This window comes from Streptomyces sp. NPDC101490 (assembly GCF_044767145.1).
Lineage (GTDB): Bacteria > Actinomycetota > Actinomycetes > Streptomycetales > Streptomycetaceae > Streptomyces.
Window position 1 is genome coordinate 177639 of sequence record NZ_JBIWNI010000012.1, and the last position, 23088, is coordinate 200726.

20 protein-coding genes and 1 pseudogene are annotated in these 23088 nt (G+C 70.6%); 4 read left to right on the forward strand and 17 right to left on the reverse strand.

Annotated features, from left to right (window positions below; translation table 11 throughout):
* Positions 1-78: 78 nt before the first annotated feature.
* The 6 genes and pseudogenes from ACIRQY_RS22315 to ACIRQY_RS22340 all read right to left on the reverse strand — a co-directional run bounded on the left by ACIRQY_RS22315 (position 79) and on the right by ACIRQY_RS22340 (position 6361).
* The gene (locus ACIRQY_RS22315; protein ID WP_351792249.1) at positions 79-1032 is read right to left on the reverse strand and encodes a WYL domain-containing protein; all 954 of its coding nucleotides are present in this window, start codon (positions 1030-1032) and stop codon (positions 79-81) included.
* 16 nt (positions 1033-1048) lie between these two features.
* The gene (locus ACIRQY_RS22320; RefSeq protein WP_351792252.1) at positions 1049-2005 is read right to left on the reverse strand and encodes a WYL domain-containing protein; all 957 of its coding nucleotides are present in this window, start codon (positions 2003-2005) and stop codon (positions 1049-1051) included.
* A 153-nt stretch (positions 2006-2158) separates the two neighbouring features.
* Positions 2159-2539, reverse strand: a pseudogene (locus ACIRQY_RS22325) (FKBP-type peptidyl-prolyl cis-trans isomerase).
* Positions 2540-2582: 43 nt separating this feature from the next.
* Positions 2583-3521, reverse strand: coding sequence for an FKBP-type peptidyl-prolyl cis-trans isomerase (locus ACIRQY_RS22330; RefSeq protein WP_403928248.1), 939 nt, complete (start codon positions 3519-3521; stop codon positions 2583-2585).
* A 116-nt stretch (positions 3522-3637) separates the two neighbouring features.
* The gene (gene pafA / locus ACIRQY_RS22335; protein WP_351792260.1) at positions 3638-4999 is read right to left on the reverse strand and encodes a Pup--protein ligase; all 1362 of its coding nucleotides are present in this window, start codon (positions 4997-4999) and stop codon (positions 3638-3640) included.
* Positions 5000-5068: 69 nt separating this feature from the next.
* A complete protein-coding gene (locus ACIRQY_RS22340) occupies positions 5069-6361 on the reverse strand; it encodes an MFS transporter (protein ID WP_403928251.1) in 1293 nt (430 codons plus the stop codon).
* 142 nt (positions 6362-6503) lie between these two features.
* Here ACIRQY_RS22340 and ACIRQY_RS22345 point away from each other — a divergent pair, with 142 nt between their 5' ends.
* A complete protein-coding gene (locus ACIRQY_RS22345) occupies positions 6504-7538 on the forward strand; it encodes a LacI family DNA-binding transcriptional regulator (RefSeq protein ID WP_403928254.1) in 1035 nt (344 codons plus the stop codon).
* 133 nt (positions 7539-7671) lie between these two features.
* On the opposite strand, the gene prcA is transcribed toward ACIRQY_RS22345, so the two are convergent.
* From prcA to arc, 5 genes are all read right to left on the reverse strand, one after another.
* On the reverse strand, positions 7672-8424 hold the full coding sequence (prcA, locus tag ACIRQY_RS22350; protein WP_351792269.1) for a proteasome subunit alpha: 753 nt from the start codon (positions 8422-8424) through the stop codon (positions 7672-7674).
* Positions 8425-8470: 46 nt separating this feature from the next.
* Positions 8471-9310, reverse strand: coding sequence for a proteasome subunit beta (gene prcB, locus ACIRQY_RS22355; RefSeq protein ID WP_351792272.1), 840 nt, complete (start codon positions 9308-9310; stop codon positions 8471-8473).
* A gap of 163 nt (positions 9311-9473) precedes the next feature.
* Positions 9474-9686 carry a ubiquitin-like protein Pup gene (locus ACIRQY_RS22360; protein WP_351792306.1) on the reverse strand — a complete coding sequence of 71 codons (213 nt, stop codon included), beginning with the start codon at positions 9684-9686 and terminating at the stop codon, positions 9474-9476.
* A 158-nt stretch (positions 9687-9844) separates the two neighbouring features.
* Positions 9845-11356: a depupylase/deamidase Dop gene (gene dop, locus ACIRQY_RS22365; RefSeq protein WP_403928258.1), complete on the reverse strand. Its 1512-nt coding sequence runs from the start codon at positions 11354-11356 to the stop codon at positions 9845-9847.
* 181 nt (positions 11357-11537) lie between these two features.
* Positions 11538-13304, reverse strand: a complete 1767-nt coding sequence (gene arc / locus ACIRQY_RS22370) for a proteasome ATPase (RefSeq protein WP_403928260.1) — start codon at positions 13302-13304, stop codon at positions 11538-11540.
* A gap of 253 nt (positions 13305-13557) precedes the next feature.
* Here arc and ACIRQY_RS22375 point away from each other — a divergent pair, with 253 nt between their 5' ends.
* Positions 13558-13869: a ferredoxin gene (locus ACIRQY_RS22375; RefSeq protein WP_351792280.1), complete on the forward strand. Its 312-nt coding sequence runs from the start codon at positions 13558-13560 to the stop codon at positions 13867-13869.
* Positions 13870-13872: 3 nt separating this feature from the next.
* On the opposite strand, the gene ACIRQY_RS22380 is transcribed toward ACIRQY_RS22375, so the two are convergent.
* The 3 genes from ACIRQY_RS22380 to ACIRQY_RS22390 form a co-directional block, all read right to left on the reverse strand.
* Positions 13873-14490 (reverse strand): hypothetical protein, encoded by a 618-nt coding sequence (locus ACIRQY_RS22380; protein WP_403928265.1) that lies wholly within the window; start codon positions 14488-14490, stop codon positions 13873-13875.
* 170 nt (positions 14491-14660) lie between these two features.
* Entirely contained in the window at positions 14661-15548 is an 888-nt protein-coding gene (locus ACIRQY_RS22385) for a tRNA (adenine-N1)-methyltransferase (protein ID WP_351792286.1), read from the reverse strand.
* An 18-nt stretch (positions 15549-15566) separates the two neighbouring features.
* Positions 15567-16775 (reverse strand): site-2 protease family protein, encoded by a 1209-nt coding sequence (locus tag ACIRQY_RS22390; protein WP_351792309.1) that lies wholly within the window; start codon positions 16773-16775, stop codon positions 15567-15569.
* A 104-nt stretch (positions 16776-16879) separates the two neighbouring features.
* Here ACIRQY_RS22390 and ACIRQY_RS22395 point away from each other — a divergent pair, with 104 nt between their 5' ends.
* Positions 16880-17782, forward strand: coding sequence for a RecB family exonuclease (locus ACIRQY_RS22395; RefSeq protein ID WP_403928269.1), 903 nt, complete (start codon positions 16880-16882; stop codon positions 17780-17782).
* A 44-nt stretch (positions 17783-17826) separates the two neighbouring features.
* Positions 17827-18504, forward strand: a complete 678-nt coding sequence (locus ACIRQY_RS22400; RefSeq protein WP_073915076.1) for a response regulator transcription factor — start codon at positions 17827-17829, stop codon at positions 18502-18504.
* 142 nt (positions 18505-18646) lie between these two features.
* On the opposite strand, the gene ACIRQY_RS22405 is transcribed toward ACIRQY_RS22400, so the two are convergent.
* The 3 genes from ACIRQY_RS22405 to ACIRQY_RS22415 form a co-directional block, all read right to left on the reverse strand.
* Positions 18647-20236, reverse strand: coding sequence for an ABC transporter substrate-binding protein (locus ACIRQY_RS22405; protein ID WP_403928271.1), 1590 nt, complete (start codon positions 20234-20236; stop codon positions 18647-18649).
* A 464-nt stretch (positions 20237-20700) separates the two neighbouring features.
* The gene (locus tag ACIRQY_RS22410) at positions 20701-21399 is read right to left on the reverse strand and encodes an HAD family phosphatase (RefSeq protein ID WP_351792295.1); all 699 of its coding nucleotides are present in this window, start codon (positions 21397-21399) and stop codon (positions 20701-20703) included.
* Between the two features lie 498 nt (positions 21400-21897).
* A partial coding sequence (locus ACIRQY_RS22415; protein ID WP_403928274.1) for a vitamin B12 dependent-methionine synthase activation domain-containing protein occupies positions 21898-23088 on the reverse strand: 1191 nt, incomplete at its 5' end.

A 23088-nucleotide genomic window follows, 5' to 3' on the forward strand; every position in this document is an offset into this window, starting at 1 on the left:
TAGGCGCGTTCCCGGTTTCACGCACCCTGTACGTTGACTCCCGTCACATCGGTTACTGCGTCTCCCGGGCCGGGAATGTCACTCGTTCCCGTACGCGGCGAGCGCGGCCGACGCCGCCGAGCGGGCACTTTCGGCCAGTTCCGGCGGGGCGACGATCCGGCCGTCGCTGCCCAGCCGGAGCGCGAGCCTGCGCAGCGAGGCCGGGTCGGGCGTCCGCAGGGTGACCCGCATCCCGCCGTCGGGCAGTTCCTCGGACAGGTCGTGCGGGTAGTACTCGGCGACCCAGCGGCCACCGGGTCCGACCTCGACGACGACCTCGGGGTCGTCGGGCGACGGCTGGACGAGAGCGGCGGACAGGTCCCGCAGTTCCAGCTCCGGCGGCGCCGCGTGCTCGTCGAGGATGCGGATCTCGGCCACCCGGTCGAGACGGAAGGTGCGGCGCGCCTCGGAGAGCCTGCACCACGCCTCCATGTAGGTGTGGCCGACGGCGAAGAGGCGGATCGGGTCGACCTCGCGCTCGGTCAGTTCGTCGCGGGCGGGCGAGTAGTAGCGCACCCAGAGGCGGCGGCGCTCGGAGATCGCCCGGTCCACCTCGGCGAAGACCCCGCCCTCGGACTCGAAGGTCACCGAGAGCCGGGAGCTGGCACCGGCGGCCTCGCCCGCGGCGGTCTCCAGCTTGGCGGTGGCGCGCAGCAGGGCCTCCCGGTCGCTCTCGCGGAGCCCCGGCAGGGTGGCGACGGCGCGGGCGGCGACCAGGAGGGCGGTGGCCTCGTCGGCGGCGAGCCGCAGGGGCGCGGCGACGTCGTCCGGGTTGTGCCACCAGATCCGGTCGCCGTCGGTGTCGATGTCGAGGAGGTCCCCGCCGCGGAAGCTGGTGCCGCACATGGGCAGCACGTCCAGGTCGGAGATGAGCTCGTCCTCGGTGATCCCGAAGGCACGGGCGACGTCGGCGACGTGCGCCCCGGGTCGCTCGCGGAGGTAGGTGACGAGCGAGAGCATCCGCCTCGTCTGGTCGATCGCGTTGGCAGCCATGCGGTACGTCTTCCCCTCAGCCCTTGGCCACGGCGCGCAGCCGGTCCACCACGTCGGCCCGCAGGTCGGCCGGTTCCAGTACGACGACGTCGGGACCGAACTCGACGAGCCAGGCGTCGAGACCGTGCCCGTACGGGATCTCCAGTTCGTCCCAGCCGTCGGTGCCCTCGTGGAGGGACTGGGCGCGGGCGCGCAGCGGATAGCCGCAGCCGGTGCGGAGCCGGATGCGGGCCGAGCGGGTGGCGGTCTCGCCCGCCCAGCTCTCCACGGTCTCGCGGACGGTGACGACGTCGGGCACGGGCGCGGTGAAGGCACCGGCCCGGGAGCGGACCTTGCCGGTGATGCGGGAGAGGCGGAAGACTCGCTCGGCGCGGCGCTCGCGGTCCCAGCCGGCCAGGTACCAGTGGCCGCGCCAGCATTCGAGGGTCCAGGGTTCGACCTGGCGGCTCTCGGGTCGGGCGGAGTTGGCCTTGTGGTAGTCGAAGACGACGGGGCGCCGGTCGCGGCAGGCCAGCATGAGCGGTTCGAAGGCCGTCTCGTGGACCGGGATGCGCGGTTCGAGGGCGCTGGGCTGGGTGTCGTACGAGTCCCCGGCCTCGGGCATTCCCGCGGCGCGGAGCTTCTGGAGGGCGCCGCTGGCGGCTCCGGCGAGGCGGGCCTGCTGCCAGACCTTGGCGGCGAGGCCGAGCGCGGCGGCCTCCTCGGCGTCGAGGGTGATGGGCGGCAGCCGGTTGGAGTCCCGGCGGGCGAGGTAGCCGGTCTCGCCCTCCAGGTTCTCGACGGTCTCGATGACGAGGCCGAGCTCGCGGAGGTCGTCCTTGTCACGCTCGAACATGCGGTTGAAGGCTTCGTCGCCGCTCGCTTCGAGGTAGGCCTCGATGGAGCCGCGGAGCTCCCGCTTGCTGAGGGGGCGGCGCGTCCCGAGCAGACACAGCGCGAGATTCATCAGCCGCTCGGACTTGGCAATCGCCATCGAAGCCCTGCACCTCTTCCGCCCGATCCCGTTCCGACGTCCGACCGTACCGCCCCGGGGTGTCGGGCACCAAAGCCGAGGGCCCCCGCCGGTTGCGGCGGGGGCCCTCGGAGGACCGTGACGGGCCGGTACGGTGCCCGGCCCGGCGTCGGGTCAGCGCTTGGTGACGCCCACGAGGTCGCAGACGAAAATCAGCGTCTCGCCCGGGGCGATCTTGCCGCCCGCGCCCCGGTCGCCGTAGGCGAGGTGCGCGGGGATGACGAGCTGGCGGCGGCCGCCGACCCGCATGCCCTGCACGCCCTTGTCCCAGCCCTGGATGACCTGGCCGGCGCCGAGGTTGAAGTCGAGCGGGGCGCCCCGGTTCTAGGAGGCGTCGAACTCCTCGCCGGAGTCGAAGGAGACACCGACGTAGTGGACCTTGACGAAGTCGCCGGCCTCGGCGAGCTCGCCGTCGCCCTCCCAGACGTCCTTGATCTCCAGGTCCTTCGGCGGCTCGCCGCCCGGGAAGTCGATCTCGGGCTTCTCGATGCTCACTGAACTGCTCCTCATACTGATGAACTACGCGATCGGGACAGTCTTACATCTTCGTCAGGATGTCCACGGCGAACACCAGGGTGGAGTTCTTCGGGATGCCCTGCTTCTCCTCGTCGCCGAAGGCCTCGGACGGCGGGGCGACGATGAGGACGCGGCTGCCGACCTTCTTGCCGACGAGACCGTCCTTGAGGCCCTTCAGCGTGAGCTGCGGGAGCGGGAAGTTCGCGGGCTTGCCCGCGGTGTAGGTGGAGTCGAAGACCTTGCCGTCCTTCCAGAGGGTGGCGACGTAGCTGGCCACGACGGTGTCGGTGGCCTTCACGGTCTCACCGCTGGACTCGATGATGTAGTTCGAGACGAGCTTGGTGGGCGGGTCGGTCTTGGGGACGGTCACCGTGGGTGCCTTGCCGTCGGTGTTGGTACCGACCTTGGGCAGGTTCTTGTCGTCCTGGGCGACCGAGGTGCCGGAGGCGGACTTCGGGATGGTGACGGCCTTCAGGATGTCCACGACGAAGACGAGGGTGGCGTTGGGCTTGATGTCGCCCTGGCCCTGGGCTCCGTAGCCGAGCTCCGGCGGGATGCCGATCTCGACGCGGCTGCCGACCTTCTGGCCTTCGAGGCCCTGGTCCCAGCCCTTGATGACCTGGCCGGCGCCGAGGGTCACGTCGAAGGGCTGGCCCCGGTCGAAGCTGTTGTCGAAGGGCTTGGTGGAGTCCCAGGACTGGCCCAGGTAGTTCACCTGGAGCGCGTCGCCCTTCTTCGTCACCGGACCCTTGCCCTCGCTGACGACCTCAACCTTGAGTTCCTTGGGCGGGTCTCCCTCGCCCTTGGCGAGTGTGGGCTTCTCCCCGAACTTCTGCCCGGCGGTGATGGCGGGCAGTCCGTTCTTCATCGAAGCGGAATCGGAGCCCTTGTCGTCGCTGCCGCAGGCCGCTGTCGAGAGCAGCAGCAGCGGGACGACGAGAAGGCCGGCAAGTCGGCGCACGTGTTCCTCAGATCTCAGACGGCACAGTAGTTGTGCCGACACTCTAGGGGACCGTGCGGGCGCGACGAGGGCCCCGCACGCCGATGGCGCGGGGCCCGGTCGGACGTACGAGGTGCCTACATTCCGGCGATCAGCTTTTCGACCCGGTCGTCGACGGAGCGGAACGGGTCCTTGCAGAGCACGGTGCGCTGTGCCTGGTCGTTGAGCTTGAGGTGGACCCAGTCGACGGTGAAGTCCCTCCGCTGCTCCTGGGCGCGGCGGATGAAGTCGCCGCGGAGCCGGGCCCGGGTGGTCTGCGGGGGCACCGACTTGCCCTCGAAGATCTTCATGTCGTTGCAGATACGGGCCGCCTGCCCGTTCTTCTGCAGCAGGTAGTACAGCCCGCGGCGGCGGTGGATGTCGTGGTAGGCGAGGTCTATCTGGGCGACCCTCGGGTTCGACATGGTCATGTTGTGCTTGGCCCGGTAGCGCTCGATGAGCCGGTGCTTCATGACCCAGTCGATCTCGGTCTCGATCCTGTCGAGCCGCTCGCTCTCGATCGCGTCGAGCGTACGGCCCCACAGTTCCAGGACCTGGGCGACGGTGCCGGAGCGGATGCCCCGGCGGTCCACGAAGTCGACGGCCTTGTCGTAGTACTCGCGCTGCACCTCCAGGGCGGAGGCCTCGCGGCCGCTGGCGAGCCTGACCTTGCGCTGTCCGGTGATGTCGTGGCTGACCTCGCGGATGGCCCGGATCGGGTTCTCCAGGGTCAGGTCGCGCATCACGGTGCCCGCCTCGATCATGCGCAGCACCAGGTCGGTGGCGCCGACCTTGAGCAGCATGGTCGTCTCGGACATGTTGGAGTCGCCGACGATGACGTGCAGCCTGCGGTAGCGCTCGGCGTCGGCGTGCGGCTCGTCCCGTGTGTTGATGATGGGCCGTGAGCGGGTGGTGGCGGAGCTGACGCCCTCCCAGATGTGCTCGGCGCGCTGGGAGACGCAGAACACCGCGCCACGGGGGGTCTGGAGGACCTTTCCCGCGCCGCAGATCAGCTGCCGGGTGACGAGGAACGGAATGAGGATGTCCGCGAGCCGGGAGAACTCCCCGTGGCGGGCGACGAGATAGTTCTCGTGGCAGCCGTAGGAGTTTCCGGCCGAGTCCGTGTTGTTCTTGAAGAGGTAGACGTCGCCCGCGATTCCCTCCTCGTGCAGGCGGCGTTCGGCGTCGACGAGCAGACCCTCGAGAATGCGCTCGCCCGCCTTGTCGTGAGTGACCAGTTCGGTCACGTTGTCGCATTCCGGCGTTGCGTATTCCGGATGCGATCCCACGTCCAGGTACAGGCGGGCGCCGTTCCGCAGGAAGACATTGCTGCTGCGGCCCCATGACACGACACGGCGGAAGAGGTAGCGCGCCACTTCGTCAGGTGACAGTCGGCGCTGTCCCCTGAACGTGCACGTGACGCCGTACTCGTTCTCCAGCCCGAAAATGCGGCGGTCCATGTCTGAACATTACGCCTGAGGAGGTGTGCTGAAACCGGGTTGGAGGTTCCCGTTTCGATCATTTTCTGATCAGTGCGTGTTCTTTTCGGTGTGTACGGAGGCGGGGGCGCCCGCCGTCACGGCGTGTCGTCCCTCGTCCCCGGGGGTGTCGGCGGTGACCGGGGGCACCGTGGCGGCGCCGAGGACCCGGCCGGTGGCGAGGAGGACCAGGAGGGCGGCGAGACCGCCCGCTCCGGCGACGGCGAACCCGCTCGCCGTTCCGGCGAGTTCGACGACGGGTCCGGCCGCGGCCGAACCCAGGGCCGAGCCGACGCCGAAGGTGGTGACGAGCCAGGAGAAGGCCTCGGTGACGGTGCCGCGCGGGGCGTGCCGGTCGACCACGATGAACGCGCAGGCCAGCACCGGGGCGAGGAAGACGCCGGAGAGCACCGAGAGGCCCGCCATGGCGACCGGGCCCGGCGTGAGCGCCAGCGGCAGGTAGCAGACCGCGAGGAGCAGGACGAGCACGCGCAGCCGCCGCTCGGGCGTCCCGGCCCACTGGCGGGCTCCGTAGGCGACGCCGCCGAGGAGCGCCCCGAGTCCGAGGGCGGCCATCAGCCAGCCGTAGACGGACGGGGTGCCCCGGTCGTCCGCGTAGGCGACGGCGGAGACGGTGATGGAGCCGAGGGCGAGCCCGACGAAGAAGAAGGAGCCGAGGAGGGCCAGCAGGCCCGGGGAGCGCAGGGCGCCCAGCCAGTGGGCCTCGCGGGTCCCGGAGCGCCAGGTCCTGGAGGGCTCGGAGAGGACCACGACGAGGGCGCCGAGGACGCCCAGGGCGTTGACGACGAGGAGGGCGGCGGCGGGCGACCACAGGGAGACCAGCAGGGTCAGGAGCAGCGGGCCGACGGTGAACATGAGTTCCTGGGCGACCGCGTCCAGGGCGTACGCCCGGTGGACCCGGTCCTCGCGGCCCAGGACGCTCGGCCACAGGGCGCGCAGTCCGCCCTCCAGGGGCGGGGTGAAGAGCCCGGCGACGACGACGGCGACGTAGGCGAGGGGCAGGTTCCCGATGCCGGTGAGGGCCAGCAGGACCATGCCGAGGGCGGACAGGACGGCGGCGGGCAGTTGCACCCGGGGCTGGCCCTTGAGGTCGACGGCGCGGCCGAGGAGGGGCTGGCCGACGGCGGTGGCGACGCCGTAGGCGGCGATGAGGCCGCCGGCCAGGGTGTAGCTGCCGCCCTGGTCGCGGACGAAGAGCGTGAGGGCGATGGGGCCGACGCCGTTGGGCAGGCGCCCCACGAGCGTGCCGGCCAGCAGCCGGGCCGCGTGGGGCGCCCGGAGTATGTCGAGATAGCCGCCCCGTGGCGTGGCCTCGGTGGCCATGTGGTCTCCCCTCGCCCCGGATCCCTCCGAGGTTTTACGTATAACGTCCGACGTCATACGTACCATGTCGGCTGTACGGGGGTCCACCCCGCGACCGGGCCGGGTCCTCCCGGGACCCGGCACGTCCGACGCGGAGGCTTGTGTGCAGATCCCGGAGCCGCAGACCCCGGAGCCGTTCGGCGGCGCCCGCCCCACCAGCCGGGACGTGGCACGGACCGCGGGCGTCTCGCAGGCCACCGTCTCCCTGGTGCTCGGCGACAAGTGGCGCGGCCGGGTCTCGGAGCGCACCGCCGCATCGGTGCGGGAGGCCGCCAGAACCCTCGGCTACCGGCCCAACCTCGCCGCCCGCAATCTGCGGCTGGGCCGCACGCGTACGGCCCTGCTGGTGGTCCCCGCCCTCACCAACGAGTTCTTCGCCCGGGTCTACACCGGGGCCGCGACCGTCGCCGCCCGGCACGGCTTCGGCGTGGTCCTGTACCCCTCCCCCGACGGCGTCGGCCCCGCGAGGGACCCCTTCGCCTCGGCCCGCGCCGCCCTCGACGGCGTCATCGCCTCGTCCATGGCCACAGACGCCCTCAAGGCCTTCCGGGGCACCGACCTGCCCCTGGTGATGCTCGACAGCGACCCGGCGGACGCCGCTGCCGCCGCCCACGTCAACCTGGACGTCGCCGACGGGATGCGCCAGGTCACCGCGCACCTGCTGGCCCTCGGCCACCGGCGCTTCACCCACCTCGCCTCGGCCGTGCCGTCGTGGACCTTCGACGTCCGCGCCGCCGCGCTCGCGGAGTGCCTCGCGGACGTGTCGGTGCGGACCGTCCGCGCCCCGCTCGACGTGCACGGCGCGATGGCCGCCGTCGAGCGTGCCTTCGACGGTCCCGGACCCCGGCCCACCGCCCTGGTCTGCGACGACGACATCCTGGCCGCCGGAGCCTGCAAGGCCCTGCGGCGGCTGGGGCTGCGCGTCCCCGAGGACGTCTCGGTCACCGGCTTCGACGATCTGGCCCTGGCCACCGCCGTCGAGCCCGAGCTGACCACCGTGGGGCTGCCCGCCGAGCACATCGGGGAGCGGGGCATGACGGCCCTCCTCGCCGTCCTGGCGGGCGAACCGGCCCGTCCCGACCTCCTGCCGGTCTCCCTGGTCCCGCGCGGCTCCTCGGGGCCCGCACCGGCTCTCTGAGCGCCTCGGCCACCGGACGTCCGAGCGGGCTCCCGGCGGCCGGAAGGAGCACGGCACGGCTCCAGCGACGGGCCGGGCGCGCCGGAGGGCCCCGGTCCGCACAGGCGCACCGGGGCCCTCCGAAGGGGAGCGTCTACTCCTCGGGAGCCTCGTCCGAGGGCTCGTCCGTCTTCGTCGCCGCCGCGTTGTCCGCCTCCAGGAGACGGCTCAGCTGACGGCCGACGATCCGCTTGAACTTGCGCTGCTGCGGGCGCGTGCGGTCCAGGACCGCCACCTCCAGGCGCTCGGCGGGAATCTCCCGCTCCGTGCCGTTGGTGTCGCGGGACAGCGCCTGCACGGCCAGCTTCAGGGCCTCGGCCAGCGACATCCCGTCCCGGTGCCGCTGGTCCAGGAAGGTGCTGATCTGCTCCGCGTTGCCGCCGACGGCGACCGAACCGTGCTCGTCCACGATCGAGCCGTCGTGCGGGAGCCGGTAGATCTGGTCCCCGTCCGGCTCGGCGCCGACCTCGGCGACGACCAGCTCCACCTCGTACGGCTTCTCCCCCGCGCTGGAGAAGATCGTCCCCAGCGTCTGGGCGTAGACGTTGGCCAGGCCGCGCGCGGTCACGTCGTCCCGGTCGTAGGTGTAGCCCCGCAGGTCGGCGTAGCGGACGCCGCCGATCCGGAGGTTCTCGTACTCGTTGTACTTGCCGGCGGCCGCGAAGCCGATCCGGTCGTAGATCTCGCTGAACTTGTGCAGCGCGCGCGACGGGTTCTCGCCGACGAAGACGATCCCGTCGGTGTACTGGAGGACGACCAGGCTGCGGCCTCGGGCGATGCCCTTGCGGGCGTACTCCGCCCGGTCGGCCATGGCCTGCTGGGGTGAGACGTAGAACGGAGTGGACACCGGCGGTCCGTCCCTTTCTTCTGGGCTGCTGTCGGGCGGCGGGTGGTCAGAGCAGGGCGGCGCGCGGCCCGTCGGGCTGCTCCAGGCGCCGCTCGGTGACCGACCGGGCCAGTGCCGAGGACTCCGGCTCGGTGAGCCTGCGGTATCCGTCCTCCGTGATGACCGTGACGATGGGGAAGATCCCGCGCGCGAGGTCGGGACCGCCGGTCGCCGAGTCGTCGTCCGCCGCGTCGTAGAGCGCCTGCACGACCAGGGTGGTGGCCTGCTCCTCGGTCAGGTCGGAGCGGTAGAGCTTCTTCATCGACCCGCGGGCGAAGATCGAACCGGAGCCGGTCGCGGCGTACCCGTGTTCCTCGGAACGGCCGCCGGTGACGTCGTAGGAGAAGATCCGGCCCTTCTCCTTGGCCTCGTCCCAGCCCGCGAAGAGCGGGACGACGGCGAGCCCCTGCATGGCCATGCCCAGATTGCCCCGGATCATGGTGGAGAGACGGTTCGCCTTGCCCTCCAGGGAGAGCGTGACGCCCTCCACCTTCTCGAAGTGCTCCAGCTCCAGCTGGAACAGCTTGACCATCTCCACGGCGAGACCGGCGGTGCCGGCGATGCCGACGGCGGAGAACTCGTCGGCCGGGAACACCTTCTCGATGTCCCGCTGCGCGATCATGTTGCCCATGGTGGCCCGGCGGTCACCGGCGAGCACCACACCACCGGCGAACGTGGCCGCCACGATGGTCGTCCCGTGCGGGGCCTCGACGATCCCCTCCGGGAGCTTCCTGCCGCCCGGCAGCAGCTCCGGCGAGTGGTCCGCCAGAAAGTCGATGAACGAGGACGAGCCCGGCGTCAGGAAGGCCGCCGGCAGACGCCCGGTGGTACGAGAATTGGCTTCCACGCGATTCCTTCCGGGTGGGAGAGTCGGCCCGCCGTGTGAGTGCGCCGGCCGATCTTGATTGCTGTGCACGGACCTTACCCGTGCCACCGCTTGTCATCCGTCCCCGGAGCCACGGCTTTCACCGCGGCTCCGGGGACGGAGGACCACAAGGCGCGTGGAGCGGCTACTCGCCGCCCTTCTGCACGAAGCTCCGGACGAAGTCCTCGGCGTTCTCCTCGAGGACGTCGTCGATCTCGTCCAGGACGGAGTCCACGTCGTCGCTGAGCTTCTCCTGGCGCTCCTGGAGGTCGGAGCTCACCTCCGTGGTGGTCTCCTCGGCCTCCTCCGTGGAACGCGTCGCCTTCTGCTGTCCGCCGCCGGTGTCCTTGGTCGCCATATCCCTCACCCCGCTCGAATCGGCCCGCTCGGTCGAGTCCTTCAAGATCAGACCCTATAGGGCGGGTCCGACATCGGCCCCGCAGTTTCCACAACGTCCGGGCACTGCTTCCATGATTCCCAGGACCGGGTCCTTTCAGGCCCGATTCCGGCTCCCGATCATCCGCCCGACAGCACGCGGACCAGTTCCTCAGCGGTCCGGCAGCGGTCCAGGAGCGATTTCACATGGGCCTTGGTGCCGCGCAGCGGCTCCAGGGTCGGCACGCGCTGGAGCGAGTCCCGGCCGGGCAGGTCGAAGATCACCGAGTCCCAGGAGGCCGCGGCGACGTCATCGGCGTACTGCGCCAGGCAGCGGCCCCGGAAGTAGGCCCTGGTGTCCTCCGGAGGCGCCGTCTCCGCCCGCTCCACCTCGGTCTCGTCCAGGAGCCGCTTCATCCGCCCCCGGGCCGCCAGACGGTTGTACAGGCCCTTCTCGGGACGCACGTCCGCGTACTGGAGGTCGACCAGATGCAGCCGGGCCGCGTCCCAGTCCAGGCCGTCCCGGCGCCGGTAGCCCTCCATGAGCTCCCGCTTGGCGATCCAGTCCAGCTCGCCCGCCAGGCTCATCGGGTCGTTCTCCAGCCGGTTGAGCGTGTCCTCCCAGCGGGTCAGGACGTCCTTGGTCTGCTCGTCGGCGTCCGAACCGTACCGCTCGTCCACGTACTTCCTGGCCAGCTCGAAGTACTCCATCTGAAGCTGTACGGCGGTGAGCGTCCGGCCGCTGCGGAGCGTGACCAGGTACTGGAGCGACGGATCGTGCGAGACCTGGTGGAGGGTGCGTACGGGCTGGTCGACGGCGAGGTCCACGGTGATGAACCCGTCCTCGATCATCGACAGGACCAGCGCCGTGGTGCCGAGCTTCAGGTACGTCGAGATCTCCGAGAGGTTCGCGTCGCCGATGATCACGTGCAGGCGGCGGTATCTCTCCGCGTCGGCGTGCGGCTCGTCCCGGGTGTTGATGATGGGCCGCTTCAGGGTGGTCTCCAGCCCCACCTCGACCTCGAAGTAGTCGGCGCGCTGGCTGATCTGGAAGCCGTCCTCCCGGCCGTCCTGGCCGATGCCGACCCGGCCCGCGCCGGTCACCACCTGGCGGGAGACGAAGAAGGGGGTGAGGTGGCGCACGATGTCCGAGAAGGGGGTCTCCCGCTTCATCAGGTAGTTCTCGTGCGTGCCGTACGAGGCGCCCTTGTTGTCGGTGTTGTTCTTGTACAGGTGGATCGGCTGGGCGCCGGGGAGCTGCGCGGCGCGCTCGGCGGCCTCGGCCATGATCCGCTCGCCCGCCTTGTCCCAGAGGACGGCGTCGCGCGGGTTGGTGACCTCGGGCGAGCTGTACTCGGGGTGGGCGTGGTCGACGTAGAGCCGGGCCCCGTTGGTGAGGATCACATTGGCCAGGCCGATGTCCTCGTCGGTGAGCTGGCTGGAGTCGGCCACCTCGCGGGCGAGGTCGAAGCCGCGGGCGTCCCGCAGCGGGTTCTCCTCCTCGAAGTCCCAGCGGGCGCGGCGCGCCCGGTGCATCGCCGCCGCGTAGGCGTTGACGATCTGGGACGAGGTGAGCATGGCATTGGCGTTCGGGTGTCCCGGGACGGAGATCCCGTACTCCGTCTCGATGCCCATCACTCGCCGTACGGTCATGCGGCCCTCCTTGCCCGGCGGCGCTCACTGTGCGCGGCTCGGCTTCACCGAAGAGCCTAGAACGGCTCCGCGCCTGTGTGGAGATCACTTGCGGTGTTTTCCGGACCGGCGGGAATTGCCGGAGGGGAAATGCGACGGCTGCGGATGCCCGGTTTCCGGACATCCGCAGCCGGTGGGCGTTCTACAGGTACTGGCCGGTATTGGCCACCGTGTCGATGGAGCGTCCGGTGTCCGCGCCCTGCTTTCCGGTGACGAGAGTGCGGATGTACACGATCCGCTCTCCCTTCTTTCCGGAGATCCGGGCCCAGTCGTCGGGGTTGGTGGTGTTGGGCAGGTCCTCGTTCTCCTTGAACTCGTCCACGCACGCCTGGAGGAGGTGGGAGACCCGGATGCCCTTCTGGTTGTGGTCGAGGAAGGCCTTGATGGCCATCTTCTTGGCCCGGTCGACGATGTTCTGGATCATCGCGCCGGAGTTGAAGTCCTTGAAGTACAGGACTTCCTTGTCGCCGTTGGCGTACGTGACTTCGAGGAAGCGGTTCTCCTCGGATTCCGCGTACATCTGCTCCACGACGGACTGGATCATTCCGTGGGCGGCGGCCGCCTTCGAGCCGCTGTGCTCGGAGATGTCGTCCGGGTGGAGCGGCAGGGAGGCCGTCAGGTACTTGGCGAAGATGTCCTTCGCCGCCTCCGCGTCCGGACGCTCGATCTTGATCTTGACGTCGAGACGGCCGGGCCGCAGGATCGCGGGGTCGATCATGTCCTCGCGGTTGGAGGCGCCGATGACGATGACGTTCTCCAGGCCCTCCACGCCGTCGATCTCGGCGAGCAGCTGCGGGACGATGGTGTTCTCCACGTCCGAGCTGACACCGGAGCCACGGGTCCGGAAGAGCGATTCCATCTCGTCGAAGAAGACGATGACGGGGGTGCCCTCGCTCGCCTTCTCCCGGGCACGCTGGAAGACCAGGCGGATGTGCCGCTCGGTCTCGCCGACGTACTTGTTGAGGAGCTCGGGTCCCTTGATGTTGAGGAAGTACGACTTCCCCGCGGGCTGTCCGGTCACCTCGGCGACCTTCTTGGCCAGGGAGTTGGCCACGGCCTTCGCGATCAGCGTCTTGCCGCAGCCGGGCGGTCCGTAGAGCAGGATGCCCTTCGGCGGCCGCAGTTCGTGCTCCTTGAAGAGGTCCGGGTGGAGGTAGGGCAGCTCGACCGCGTCGCGGATCAGCTCGATCTGGTTGCCCAGGCCGCCGATCTTCTCGTAGTCGACGTCCGGGACCTCTTCCAGAACGAGCTCTTCGACCTCGCTCTTGGGGACCACCTCGTAGACGTAGCCGGACCTGGAGTCGAGCAGCAGGGCGTCGCCGGGGCGGATGGTGACGTCCAGCAGAGGCTCGGCGAGCCTCACCACCCGCTCCTCGTCGGTGTGCCCCACCACCAGGGCCCGCTCGCCGTCCTCAAGGACTTCCTTGAGGGTGACGATGTCCCCGGCACGCTCGAACTGCATGGCCTCGACCACGTTGAGCGCCTCGTTGAGCATGACTTCCTGGCCGCGCCTGAGCTCATCGAGCTCGATGCTCGGGCTGACGTTCACCCGGAGCTTGCGGCCCCCGGTGAAGATGTCGCACGTGCCGTCCTCATTGGCCTGCAGGAAGACACCGAATCCGGCCGGCGGCTGTGCGAGCCGGTCGACCTCCTCCTTGAGGGCCACGATCTGGTCGCGGGCCTCACGAAGCGTGTTCGCGAGTCGTTCGTTCTGCGCGGACACACCGGCCAGACTCGTCTGCAGCTCGACGATCCGCTCTTCGAGAATCCTCGTATGACGCGGAGAGTCGGCGAGCTTGCGGCGCAGGACGGCGATTTCCTGCTCGAGATAGGCAACCTGGCCGGCGGGGTCCTCAGACCCCCGCCCCGGCCGGATGCCGCGGTTGATGTCGTCGTCGTGGGCTGCCACGGTCCTCACCTCCTCCAAGGGGAGCTGGACGCTTCCTGACCCTACCTGCGTGGGTGGTGATTGAAACCCCTAGATCAAAAAGACTCTGAGGAGTGTCCGATCTTCACCCTTGCGCTTCCCCTCTCGCCAGGGGAATACCCACCCTTCGCGGCTTGAAAGCGGGCGGTTGTATCGTCGTCGTAGGTCAACACCCTTCCGGGTCGGCCCGACTTACCCGCGAGAAGCAGAACGCGAAGCAGAAACGGCAGGAGATATGACCGTGCAGCACGAGGTTCCGTCCACGGACGCCGAGGAGGCGCTGGAGGTCTGGATCGACCAGGACCTGTGCACCGGGGACGGGATCTGTGCGCAGTACGCTCCCGAGGTCTTCGAGCTGGACATCGACGGGCTCGCTTATGTGAAGAGCGCGGACGACGAACTGCTCCAGGACGTGGGCGCCACCACCCCGGTGCCGCTGACCCTGCTCCAGGACGTGGTGGACTCCGCGAAGGAGTGTCCCGGCGACTGCATCCATGTGCGCCGGGTCACGGACCGGGTCGAGGTGTACGGCCCCGACGCGGAGTGAGGGTCAGGCGCCGTACGCGTCGGCCGGTCCGGAGCGCACGAAGGCGCCGCCCTTCCAGCGCCAGCTGACCTGCTCCTCCTCGTCGGGGCAGCAGCTGGGGACGTCGAGGGACGAGTATCCGAGCAGGGTGGCGTGGACAGCCCCGTCGCGTACGGCGAGCCGGGCGACGCTCTTGTGCAGTCCCGGCGCGACGAGCGTGGCCACCACGCGCGCGGGTGCTCCCGCCCCCTTGCCCCGGGTGAGGACGTAGACGCCGCTCGGCGGGGTGCCGGAGCCCGCTTCGCAGTGCACGACCGCAACGGTCTCGGGGTCGCCGTCCCCGTCGAGGTCCCCGGACGCCTGCCGGGCGACGGTGTGGGCGGCGCCCCGGCACTCCAGCGGGTAGGAGACTCCGGCGGCCTGCGGCGCGGGCGCCGGGCGCGGGGCCGCGGGGGCGGTGCCCGCTCCGGCGGAACCGGGCTGGAGCAGTCCGGCGAGGGCGACGACCGCGGCGGTCACGGTCGCGGTGGCCAGCCAGTGGGCCGGCCGGGCGCGGGTGTGGGCGAGGTCCGCGAGGTCCGGGGCGGCGGAGGGCTGCACGCGAGACGTCTCCTGAGGGGGTGTGCGGCGGTTTCCCGGCATCGTGCCACACGTCACAGGGGGACGGAACATCCGGGGTGGGGCCCGGCGGGGACGGTCTCCCGCCCGGCGGGGACCGTTCCGCTCAGGGGCCGGAACGTGAGGACGCCGCCGTCGGGTCTCCGCGCGCGGGGCGGGGAACTCGACGGCGGCGTGCCGTGGATGTCGGGACGTCAGCCCTTGTTGGGGCCTTCGTAGTCCTCGCCGTAGGCGCCCTTGGCGGGACGGCGGCGGCGCATCGGGGGCTCGACCCCGTCCGCGAGGCGACGGGCGGTGACGAGGAAGCCGGTGTGGCCGATCATGCGGTGATCGGGGCGGACGGCAAGGCCCTCGACGTGCCAGTTGCGGATCATGGATTCCCACGGCTGCGGCTCGGCGTAGCAGCCGAACTCGCGGATGGACTCCACGGTGCGGGCGAGCTGGGTGGTGGTCGCCACGTAGCAGCAGAGGATGCCGCCGGGGACGAGCGCCTTGGAGACGGCCTCCAGGCACTCCCAGGGAGCGAGCATGTCCAGGATGACCCGGTCGACCTCGGTGTCGGACAGGTTGTCCTGGAGGTCGCCGACGGTCAGCTGCCACGCGGGGTGCGGGCCGCCGAAGTAGCGCTCGACGTTGCCCTTCGCGATCTCGGCGAAGTCCTCGCGGCGCTCGTAGGAGTGCAGCATGCCGCTGTCTCCGATGGCGCGGAGCAGGAAGCTGCTGAGCGATCCGGAGCCCACGCCCGCCTCGACGACGCGCGCGCCGGGGAAGATGTCGGCGAAGGCGAGGATCTGCCCCGCGTCCTTCGGGTAGACCACGGCGGCGCCGCGGGGCATGGACAGGACGTAGTCGGGGAGCAGGGGGCGCAGCGCGAGGTAGGCGACGTTTCCCGTGGTACGGACAACACTGCCCTCGGGAGCACCGATCAGCTCGTCGTGGGGGAAGGAACCCTTGTGGGTGTGGAAGTTCTTCCCGGCCTCGAGCGTGAACGTGTAGTGGCGTCCCTTGGGGTCGGTGAGCTGGACCTGGTCCCCGACCTTGAAGGGGCCGCGACGGCGGGCGGCACCGGTCGGTTCAGACATTCGACCAGAGTACCGGTGTTACGAGGAGGGTCGCGCCATGGCCTGCACGAAGGCCCGCTCGACGTCGGTGGTGGAGAGGACTCCGTAGATCTCGCCGGTCTGCTCGACGACGAGGTACTCGGTGGCGGGGCTGGCGCGGAGGTGGTCGAGGAGGGGCTGCCCGGTGAGTTCGGCGGGGACCCTCATGCCGTCGGCGAGGTCCTGGGTGAGGGTGCTGACGGCGACCCAGGGGCGGCGGTGCTCGGGGACGGCGGCGATGGCGGTCTCGCGGACGATGCCGGTGGGGTCGCCGTGGCCGTCGACGACGACGAGGGCGCGGGCGCCGGACTCGTTGGCGCGGCGGAGGGCCTCGGAGAGCGGGGTGGTGGGTTCGACGGGGATGGCGCGGCGGGTGAGGCTGCGGGCGCGGAGCTCGGGGAGGTGTTCGCGCAGCCGGGCCACGCGGAGGCTGTTGCCCGCGCCGGTCCAGATGATCGCGGCGAGGATCGCGGCGAGCAGGGCGTCGGTGACGGTCTCGAAGCCGCCGATGTCGGCGGTGGAGTTGCCGAGGAAGCCGGTGCGGGTGAGCAGCGGCAGGCCGATGAGGACGAGGACGGCGAGGGCGCGGCCGACCCAGGCGGCGGCGACGGTGCCGGTCATGGCGTTGCCGGTGATCTTCCAGATGACCGCGCGGAGCATCCGGCCGCCGTCCAGGGGCAGGCCGGGGAGCAGGTTGAAGACCGCGACGATCAGGTTGGAGATCATCAGTCCGGCGACGAGGACACCGGGGACGGTGCCGGGCTCGACGGCGTAGAGGGAGAGGTAGAACACACCGGCGAGGACGAGGGAGAGGAGGGGGCCGACGAAGGCGAGGACGAATTCGCGGCCGGGGGTCTCGGTCTCCTTCTCGATCTCGGAGACGCCGCCGAAGAACTGGAGCTGGATGCGGCGCACGGGGAGCTTGAAGCGGAGCGCGGCGATGGTGTGCGCGAGTTCGTGGACGAGCACGGAGGCGTAGAAGGCGATGGCGAAGAAGAGGGAGACGAGATAGCGCGCGGCGCCGAGTTCGGGCAGGACGCGCTGGATCTGGTCGCCGAACACCCAGGTGATGAGGGCGGCGACGAGGAACCAGCTGGGGGCGACGTAGACGGGCACGCCGAAGGGGCGGCCCATGAGGATGCCTCCGCCGGGCTCTCCGGTCCGCTGCGGCTTGGGCTCGTCCTGGTTCACGGGTTCCTTTCGTCGCATGGTGTGACCACGTCGGTGCGTCACGGTTCGATCATGAGGCGCGACGGGGTCCCAGGTCGATGGTATGCCGCCGGTTGTCGGTGGCGGGTCGTAGGGTCTTCGTCATGAGTACGAGCGAGCAGGTGTCCCCGGAGCCCCGGGCACCCATGTCGTTGTCGCCGTCGCGGGCGAGCGATTTCATGCAGTGTCCGCTGCTGTACCGGTTCCGGGTGATCGACCGGCTGCCGGAGAGGCCGAGCGAGGCGGCGACCCGGGGGACGCTGGTGCACGCCGTGCTGGAGCGGCTCTTCGACGATCCGGCGGTGGACCGGACGGCGCCGCGGGCGCGGGCGATGGTGCCGCGGCAGTGGGACCGGCTCCTGGAGGCCAGGCCCGAGCTGGGCGAGCTGTTCGCGGAGGATCTGGGCGGGACGCGGCTCGCGGAGTGGCTGGGTGAGGCGGAGCGGCTGGTCGAGCGGTGGTTCACGCTGGAGGACCCGACGCGTCTGGAGCCGGCCGAGCGCGAGCTGTTCGTGGAGACGGAGCTGGATTCGGGGCTGCGGCTGCGCGGGGTGATCGACCGGATCGACGTGGCGCCCTCGGGTGAGGTGCGGATCGTCGACTACAAGACGGGGAAGGCGCCGCGGCCGGAGTACCGGGACGGCGCGCTGTTCCAGATGACGTTCTACGCGCTGGTGGTGTGGCGGCTGCGGGGGGTGATCCCGCGCCGTCTGCAGCTGGTGTACCTGGGCAGTGGTGAGGTGCTCACGTACGACCCGGTGGAGGCGGATCTGCGTCGGGTGGAGCGGAAGGTGCTGGCGCTGTGGGAGGCGATCTCGTCGGCGACGGAGTCGGGTGACTGGCGGGCGCGTCCGACGAAGCTGTGCGGCTGGTGCGACCACCGGGCGGTGTGTCCGGAGTTCGGGGGGACTCCCCCGGTCTATCCGTTGAAGATCGTTTCTGCGCGCCCGGCGGAGTCGGGCGAATCGGGGCAGGGCAGAATGGACCCGGCCCCGCCGGTGGTCTAGTGGCCCCGGCGTCCTCGTGAGCAGAGTCCCCTGAAGGAGCCCTTGTGACGATCCGCGTCCTCTTGGTCGACGATCAGCCGCTGCTGCGCACCGGCTTCCGGATGATTCTGGAGGCGGAGCAGGACATCGCGGTGGTGGGTGAGGCCGGGGACGGTCTCCAGGCGCAGGACCAGGTGCGGGCGCTCCAGCCGGACGTGGTGCTCATGGACATCCGGATGCCCCGGATGGACGGGGTGGAGGCGACCCGGCAGATCACCGGTCCGGGGCGGGACGGTCCGGCGAAGGTGCTGGTCCTGACGACCTTCGACCTGGACGAGTACGTGGTGGAGGCGCTGCGGGCGGGGGCGAGCGGCTTCCTCCTGAAGGACGCCCCGGCGAACGAGCTGGTGCAGGCGATCCGGGTGGTGGCGGCGGGTGAGGCGATGCTGGCGCCGTCGATCACGCGTCGGCTCCTGGACAAGTACTCGGCGCATCTGCCGACGGGCGAGGAGCAGGTCCCGGACACGCTGAACACCCTGACGGACCGTGAGGTGGAGGTCCTGAAGCTGGTGGCGCGGGGCTTGTCGAACGCGGAGATCGCGGCGGATCTGTTCGTCAGCGAGACGACGGTGAAGACGCATGTGGGGCATGTGCTGACGAAGCTGGGGCTGCGGGACCGGGTGCAGGCCGCGGTGTACGCGTACGAGAGCGGTCTGGTGCGGCCCGGCGCGAACGGCCAGTAGCGGTGGTGGCGGAGGGGGGTCCGGCGGGTGCCGGGCCCCCCTTCGTCGTACCGGCCGGAGGCCGGGCGGGGTGGGGCAGAGTCGGGTGGGGGGGTCCTCGCCCCGTCGACCGGCGCCGGTGCGGGCGCCCTGTCGGAGCGGGTCAGACGGTGCCCCGGCCGAGCTCCCAGAGCAGCAGGTCGGAGGAGGTGCTGAGGGAGTACTCGACTCCGTTGAGGTCGTCGCGGGCGGCGACGTACTGCTTGCCCTGCCAGAGCGGCAGGACGGGGACGTCCTCGGCGACGATCTTCTGGATCCGCTGGTAGACCTCGGTCGCGGCGGGGCGGTCGGCCTCGCGGCGCGAGCGCGGGATGAGCTGGTCGCGGACGACCTTGTTGACGTACGGGGTGTTGAGGAAGTTGTCGTGGCCGAGGAACGGGGCGATGTAGTTGTCCGGGTCCGGGTAGTCCGGGAACCAGCCGAGTCCGTAGACGGCGTAGTCGCCGCGCTTCTGGGCGGGGCGGAAGGTGGACCACTCGGCGCCCTTGACGGTGGCGTCGAAGAGTTCGCTGGCGACGAGCTGCTTCCTGAGCGTCTGGAACTCCTGGGCGGTCTCGGCGCCGTAGTGGTCGGTGGTGTAGTTCAGGGTGATCTTCACCGGGGTCCGCACGCCCGCGTCCTTGAGGATCTCTGCGGCGCGGTCGCGGTCGGGCTCGCCGTACTTGTCGTAGAAAGGGGTGGCGTGGCCGGTGATGCTGGAGGGGATCAGCGAGTAGAGCGGTTCGGCGGTGGGGCCGTAGACCAGGTTGACGAGGGCGCCCCGGTCGATGACGGCGGCCATGGCCTGGCGGACGGCCTTCTCCCGGACGGAGGGGGCCTTGGTGTCGAAGCCGAGGTAGCGGATCTCCAGGCTGGGGACCTCGACCAGCTCGATGCCTTCCCGGGGCTTCTCGGTGAGGTCCTTGATCTGCCGCTGGGAGAGGGAGCGGGCCATCATGTCGATGCCCTTGCTCTCCAGGGCCTTGCCCATGGCGCCCGCGTCGGCGAAGGAGCGCAGTTCGACCTTGTCGTTGCGCGGGGTGATGTCGCCCTTGTAGGCGGGGTTCCTGGTGAAGACGAAGCGGGTGGCCTTCCCGCCGTCGCGCTCGGTCTTCACGGTGTACGGGCCGGAGCCGTCGACGTCGAAGCCCTCGCGGAGCTTGCCCGGGGCGTACTTGTCCTTGCTGAGGATGCCCGCGACCGGGGTGGAGAGCTTGTACGGGAAGGTGGCGTCGGGCGCCTTGAGGTGGAAGACGACCTGGTCGGAGCCCTGGGTCTCGACGGTGTCGATGTTCGAGAGGAGGGCGGCCGTGCCGTTGTCCGACTTGATCCTCAGGACGCGGTCGACGGAGAACTTCACGTCCTCGGCGGTGAGGGGCGTGCCGTCGGCGAAGGTGAGGCCGGGGCGGAGCGTGCAGCGGTAGCTCTCGCTGGCCCTGTCGGAGAATCCGCAGCTCTCGGCGGCCTCGGGGACGGGCTCGCCGCCGCCGCGGGGCACGTACAGCAGGGTCTGGACGGTCTGGCGCAGGATGTTCCAGGTGCCGGTGTCGTAGGCGAAGGCCGGGTCGAGCGGGGCGGGCGAGTTCGCGGTGGCGATGAACTGGTCCGTGGTGCCGACGACGATCGCGCCCTGTTTCTCCGTGCCGCCGCAGGCGGTGAGGAGGGGGGCGAGCATTCCGGCCACGGCCGGCAGCACCAGGGTCTTGCGGTTCATCAGGGACGATCTCCTCATCCGGCACGGGGTGCGGCGGTCGGGCTTCGCCGGGGGCCGCCGGGTCGGGGCGGGGACGACCGGGCCGTTGTCACGATCGGTCCCGCGCACGGCGGCCCGGGTGTGCGCCGGTGCGCGTGGTGATGCGGCGAAGTACTCGCGAAAGATTAGTGGGCGGCGTCGCCATTTCCGTACGGGAAGCGGTTCTGGACCGTACGGAGGGGTAATCGCAGAGTGATGATGAATGCGTGGGATTCGATAGTCATGCGTCGGGGGATGCGGACATCAGTGATCGAATCGGGACACATGAGGGCACCGATATCGGGGCGTTCCGGGTATGGGGCAAGAAGAAGGCCACCCACCGGCGAGCACTCTGGGTGACCAAGGTCACCCAGGGGGCTTTTCGGTGAATGGCCTGATCCCTTTCCCGGCGGAAAAGGCATTCCTCCGGGAAGGCGGGGGAATCCTCAGATCCTGGTGATCAATGTGCGCAGGAACGGCACGTCGACCTCTTCGAGGGAGCGGACGACGACCCGGCCGGGAGAGGCGGCGATCGGGGCGACGGAGGGCACCGCCACGACCCGGCAGCCCGCCGCCTCGGCCGCCGCGACACCGGTCGCCGTGTCCTCCACGACGGCGCAGAGCGCCGGGTCCGCGCCCACTCCCCTGGCGGCCGTCAGATACGGCTCGGGGTGCGGCTTGGTCCGGGTGACCTCGTCCCCGGCGACGGTGAGCGTGAAGCGGTCGTGGCCGAGGGAGTGCAGGACCCGGTCGATGATCCGCCGGTGCGAGGCGGAGACCAGGGCGGTCGGGATGGAGTGCCGGGCCAGCTCGGCGAGCAGCCGCTCGGCGCCGGGCATCAGCGGGACACCGCGGGCGATGCGCTGCTCGAACTTCTCGTTGAGCAGGACCGTCAGCTCGTCGAGGGTGATGTCGGCGCCGGTGGACTCGATGAGGTAGCCCGCGCTGCGGGTCATCGGACCGCCGACGACGATGTCCCGCCAGGCCTCGTCCAGCCGGTGTCCGAGGTCGGCGAAGACCTCGACCTCCGCGTCCCACCAGAAGCCCTCGGTGTCGACGAGGGTCCCGTCCATGTCGAGGAAGACCGCCTGCAGGGCGGAGCTGCCGTCGGTACGGACAAGGGAAGCGGGGACCGTACTGGTCATCCGGCACACCTCCATGGGGGACGAGAAGGCCGGCCCCCTTCCCCGGTACGGGGAGGGAGACCGGCCTGCACTGGACCGACCAGTGTACGTCCGGATCACCGAAGGCGCGCGGATTTGATTCCGGCCAGGGTCGGGCGGTCACCGTCCGGCAGGTGCGGACAGGCCCGTCCGGCAGGTGCGGACAGGCCCGTCCGGCCGGTGCGCGTACGTCCGGCCGGGGTCGGTGGAGGTGCCTGCGGCCGGGGGTCGGCGCGCGGACGCGCGACCCCGTGCCGGTACGTGCGCGCCGGGCCGGAGTCGGCTCGTGCCCGTCCGGCCCGGGACCGGCGTGGGCCCGCCCGGCCCGGAGCCGTCCCGCGTGCGTCGGGCTGGGCGTCGGGCCGGGCGTCGGGCCGGGCGTCGGCGCACGTACACCCGGCCCGGGAGCGACCCGTGCGCGTCCGTCCCGGGGTCGGCGGGCGCGCCTCCGTCGGGAGTCCGCGCCCGCACGGCCCCGTGTCAGCGTGCGTTGAAGTACTTCGCCTCGGGGTGGTGGATGACGATGGCGTCGGTGGACTGCTCCGGGTGGAGCTGGAACTCCTCCGAGAGGTGCACGCCGATCCGCTCGGGGCGCAGCAGCTCCGCGATCTTCGCGCGGTCCTCCAGGTCGGGGCAGGCGCCGTAGCCGAGGGAGAAGCGGGCTCCCCGGTACTTCAGGTCGAACATGTCCCGGACGTCGGCCGGGTCCTCGCCCGCGAAGCCCAGCTCGGCCCGGACGCGCGCGTGCCAGTACTCGGCGAGGGCCTCGGCCAGCTGTACGGAGAGGCCGTGGAGTTCGAGGTAGTCGCGGTAGGAGTCGGAGGCGAAGAGCTCGGCGGTGGCCTCGCCGATCTTCGAGCCGACCGTGACGACCTGGAGGCCGACGACATCGGTCTCGCCGGACTCCTCGGGGCGGAAGAAGTCCGCGAGGCAGAGGCGGCGGCCCCGGCGCTGGCGGGGGAAGGTGAAGCGGGTCCGCTCGTTGCCCGCCTCGTCCAGGAGGATCAGGTCGTCGCCCTTGGAGACACAGGGGAAGTAGCCGTGGACGACGGCCGCTTCCAGGAGGTTCTCCGTGTGCAGGCGCTCCAGCCAGCCGCGCAGCCGGGGGCGGCCCTCCGTCTCGACCAGTTCCTCGTAGCTGGGGCCGTCACCGGCCCGGTTCTGCTTGAGGCCCCACTGCCCCTTGAAGAGGGCGCCCTCGTCGAGCCAGGAGGCGTAGTCCTTCAGCGGGATGCCCTTGACGACCCGGGTGCCCCAGAACGGCGGGGTGGGCACGGGGTTGTCGACGGAGACGTCCGAGCGGCCGCCGGGCTCGGGCTCGGCGACCTGGAGGACGGCCGTGTCCTGCTTGGCGACCCGCCGCTGCTTGAGCGGAGGGAGTACGGCTCCGGGGACGCCCCGCTTGACGGCGATCAGGGCGTCCATGAGGCGCAGGCCTTCGAAGGCGTCCCGGGCGTAGCGGACCTCGCCCTGGTAGATCTCGTGGAGGTCCTGTTCGACGTAGGCCCGGGTGAGGGCGGCGCCGCCGAGGATCACCGGGTACCGGGCGGCCAGCTCGCGCTGGTTCAGTTCCTGGAGGTTCTCCTTCATGATGACGGTGGATTTGACGAGGAGGCCGGACATTCCGATGACGTCGGCGCGGTGTTCCTCGGCGGCTTCGAGGATCGCGGA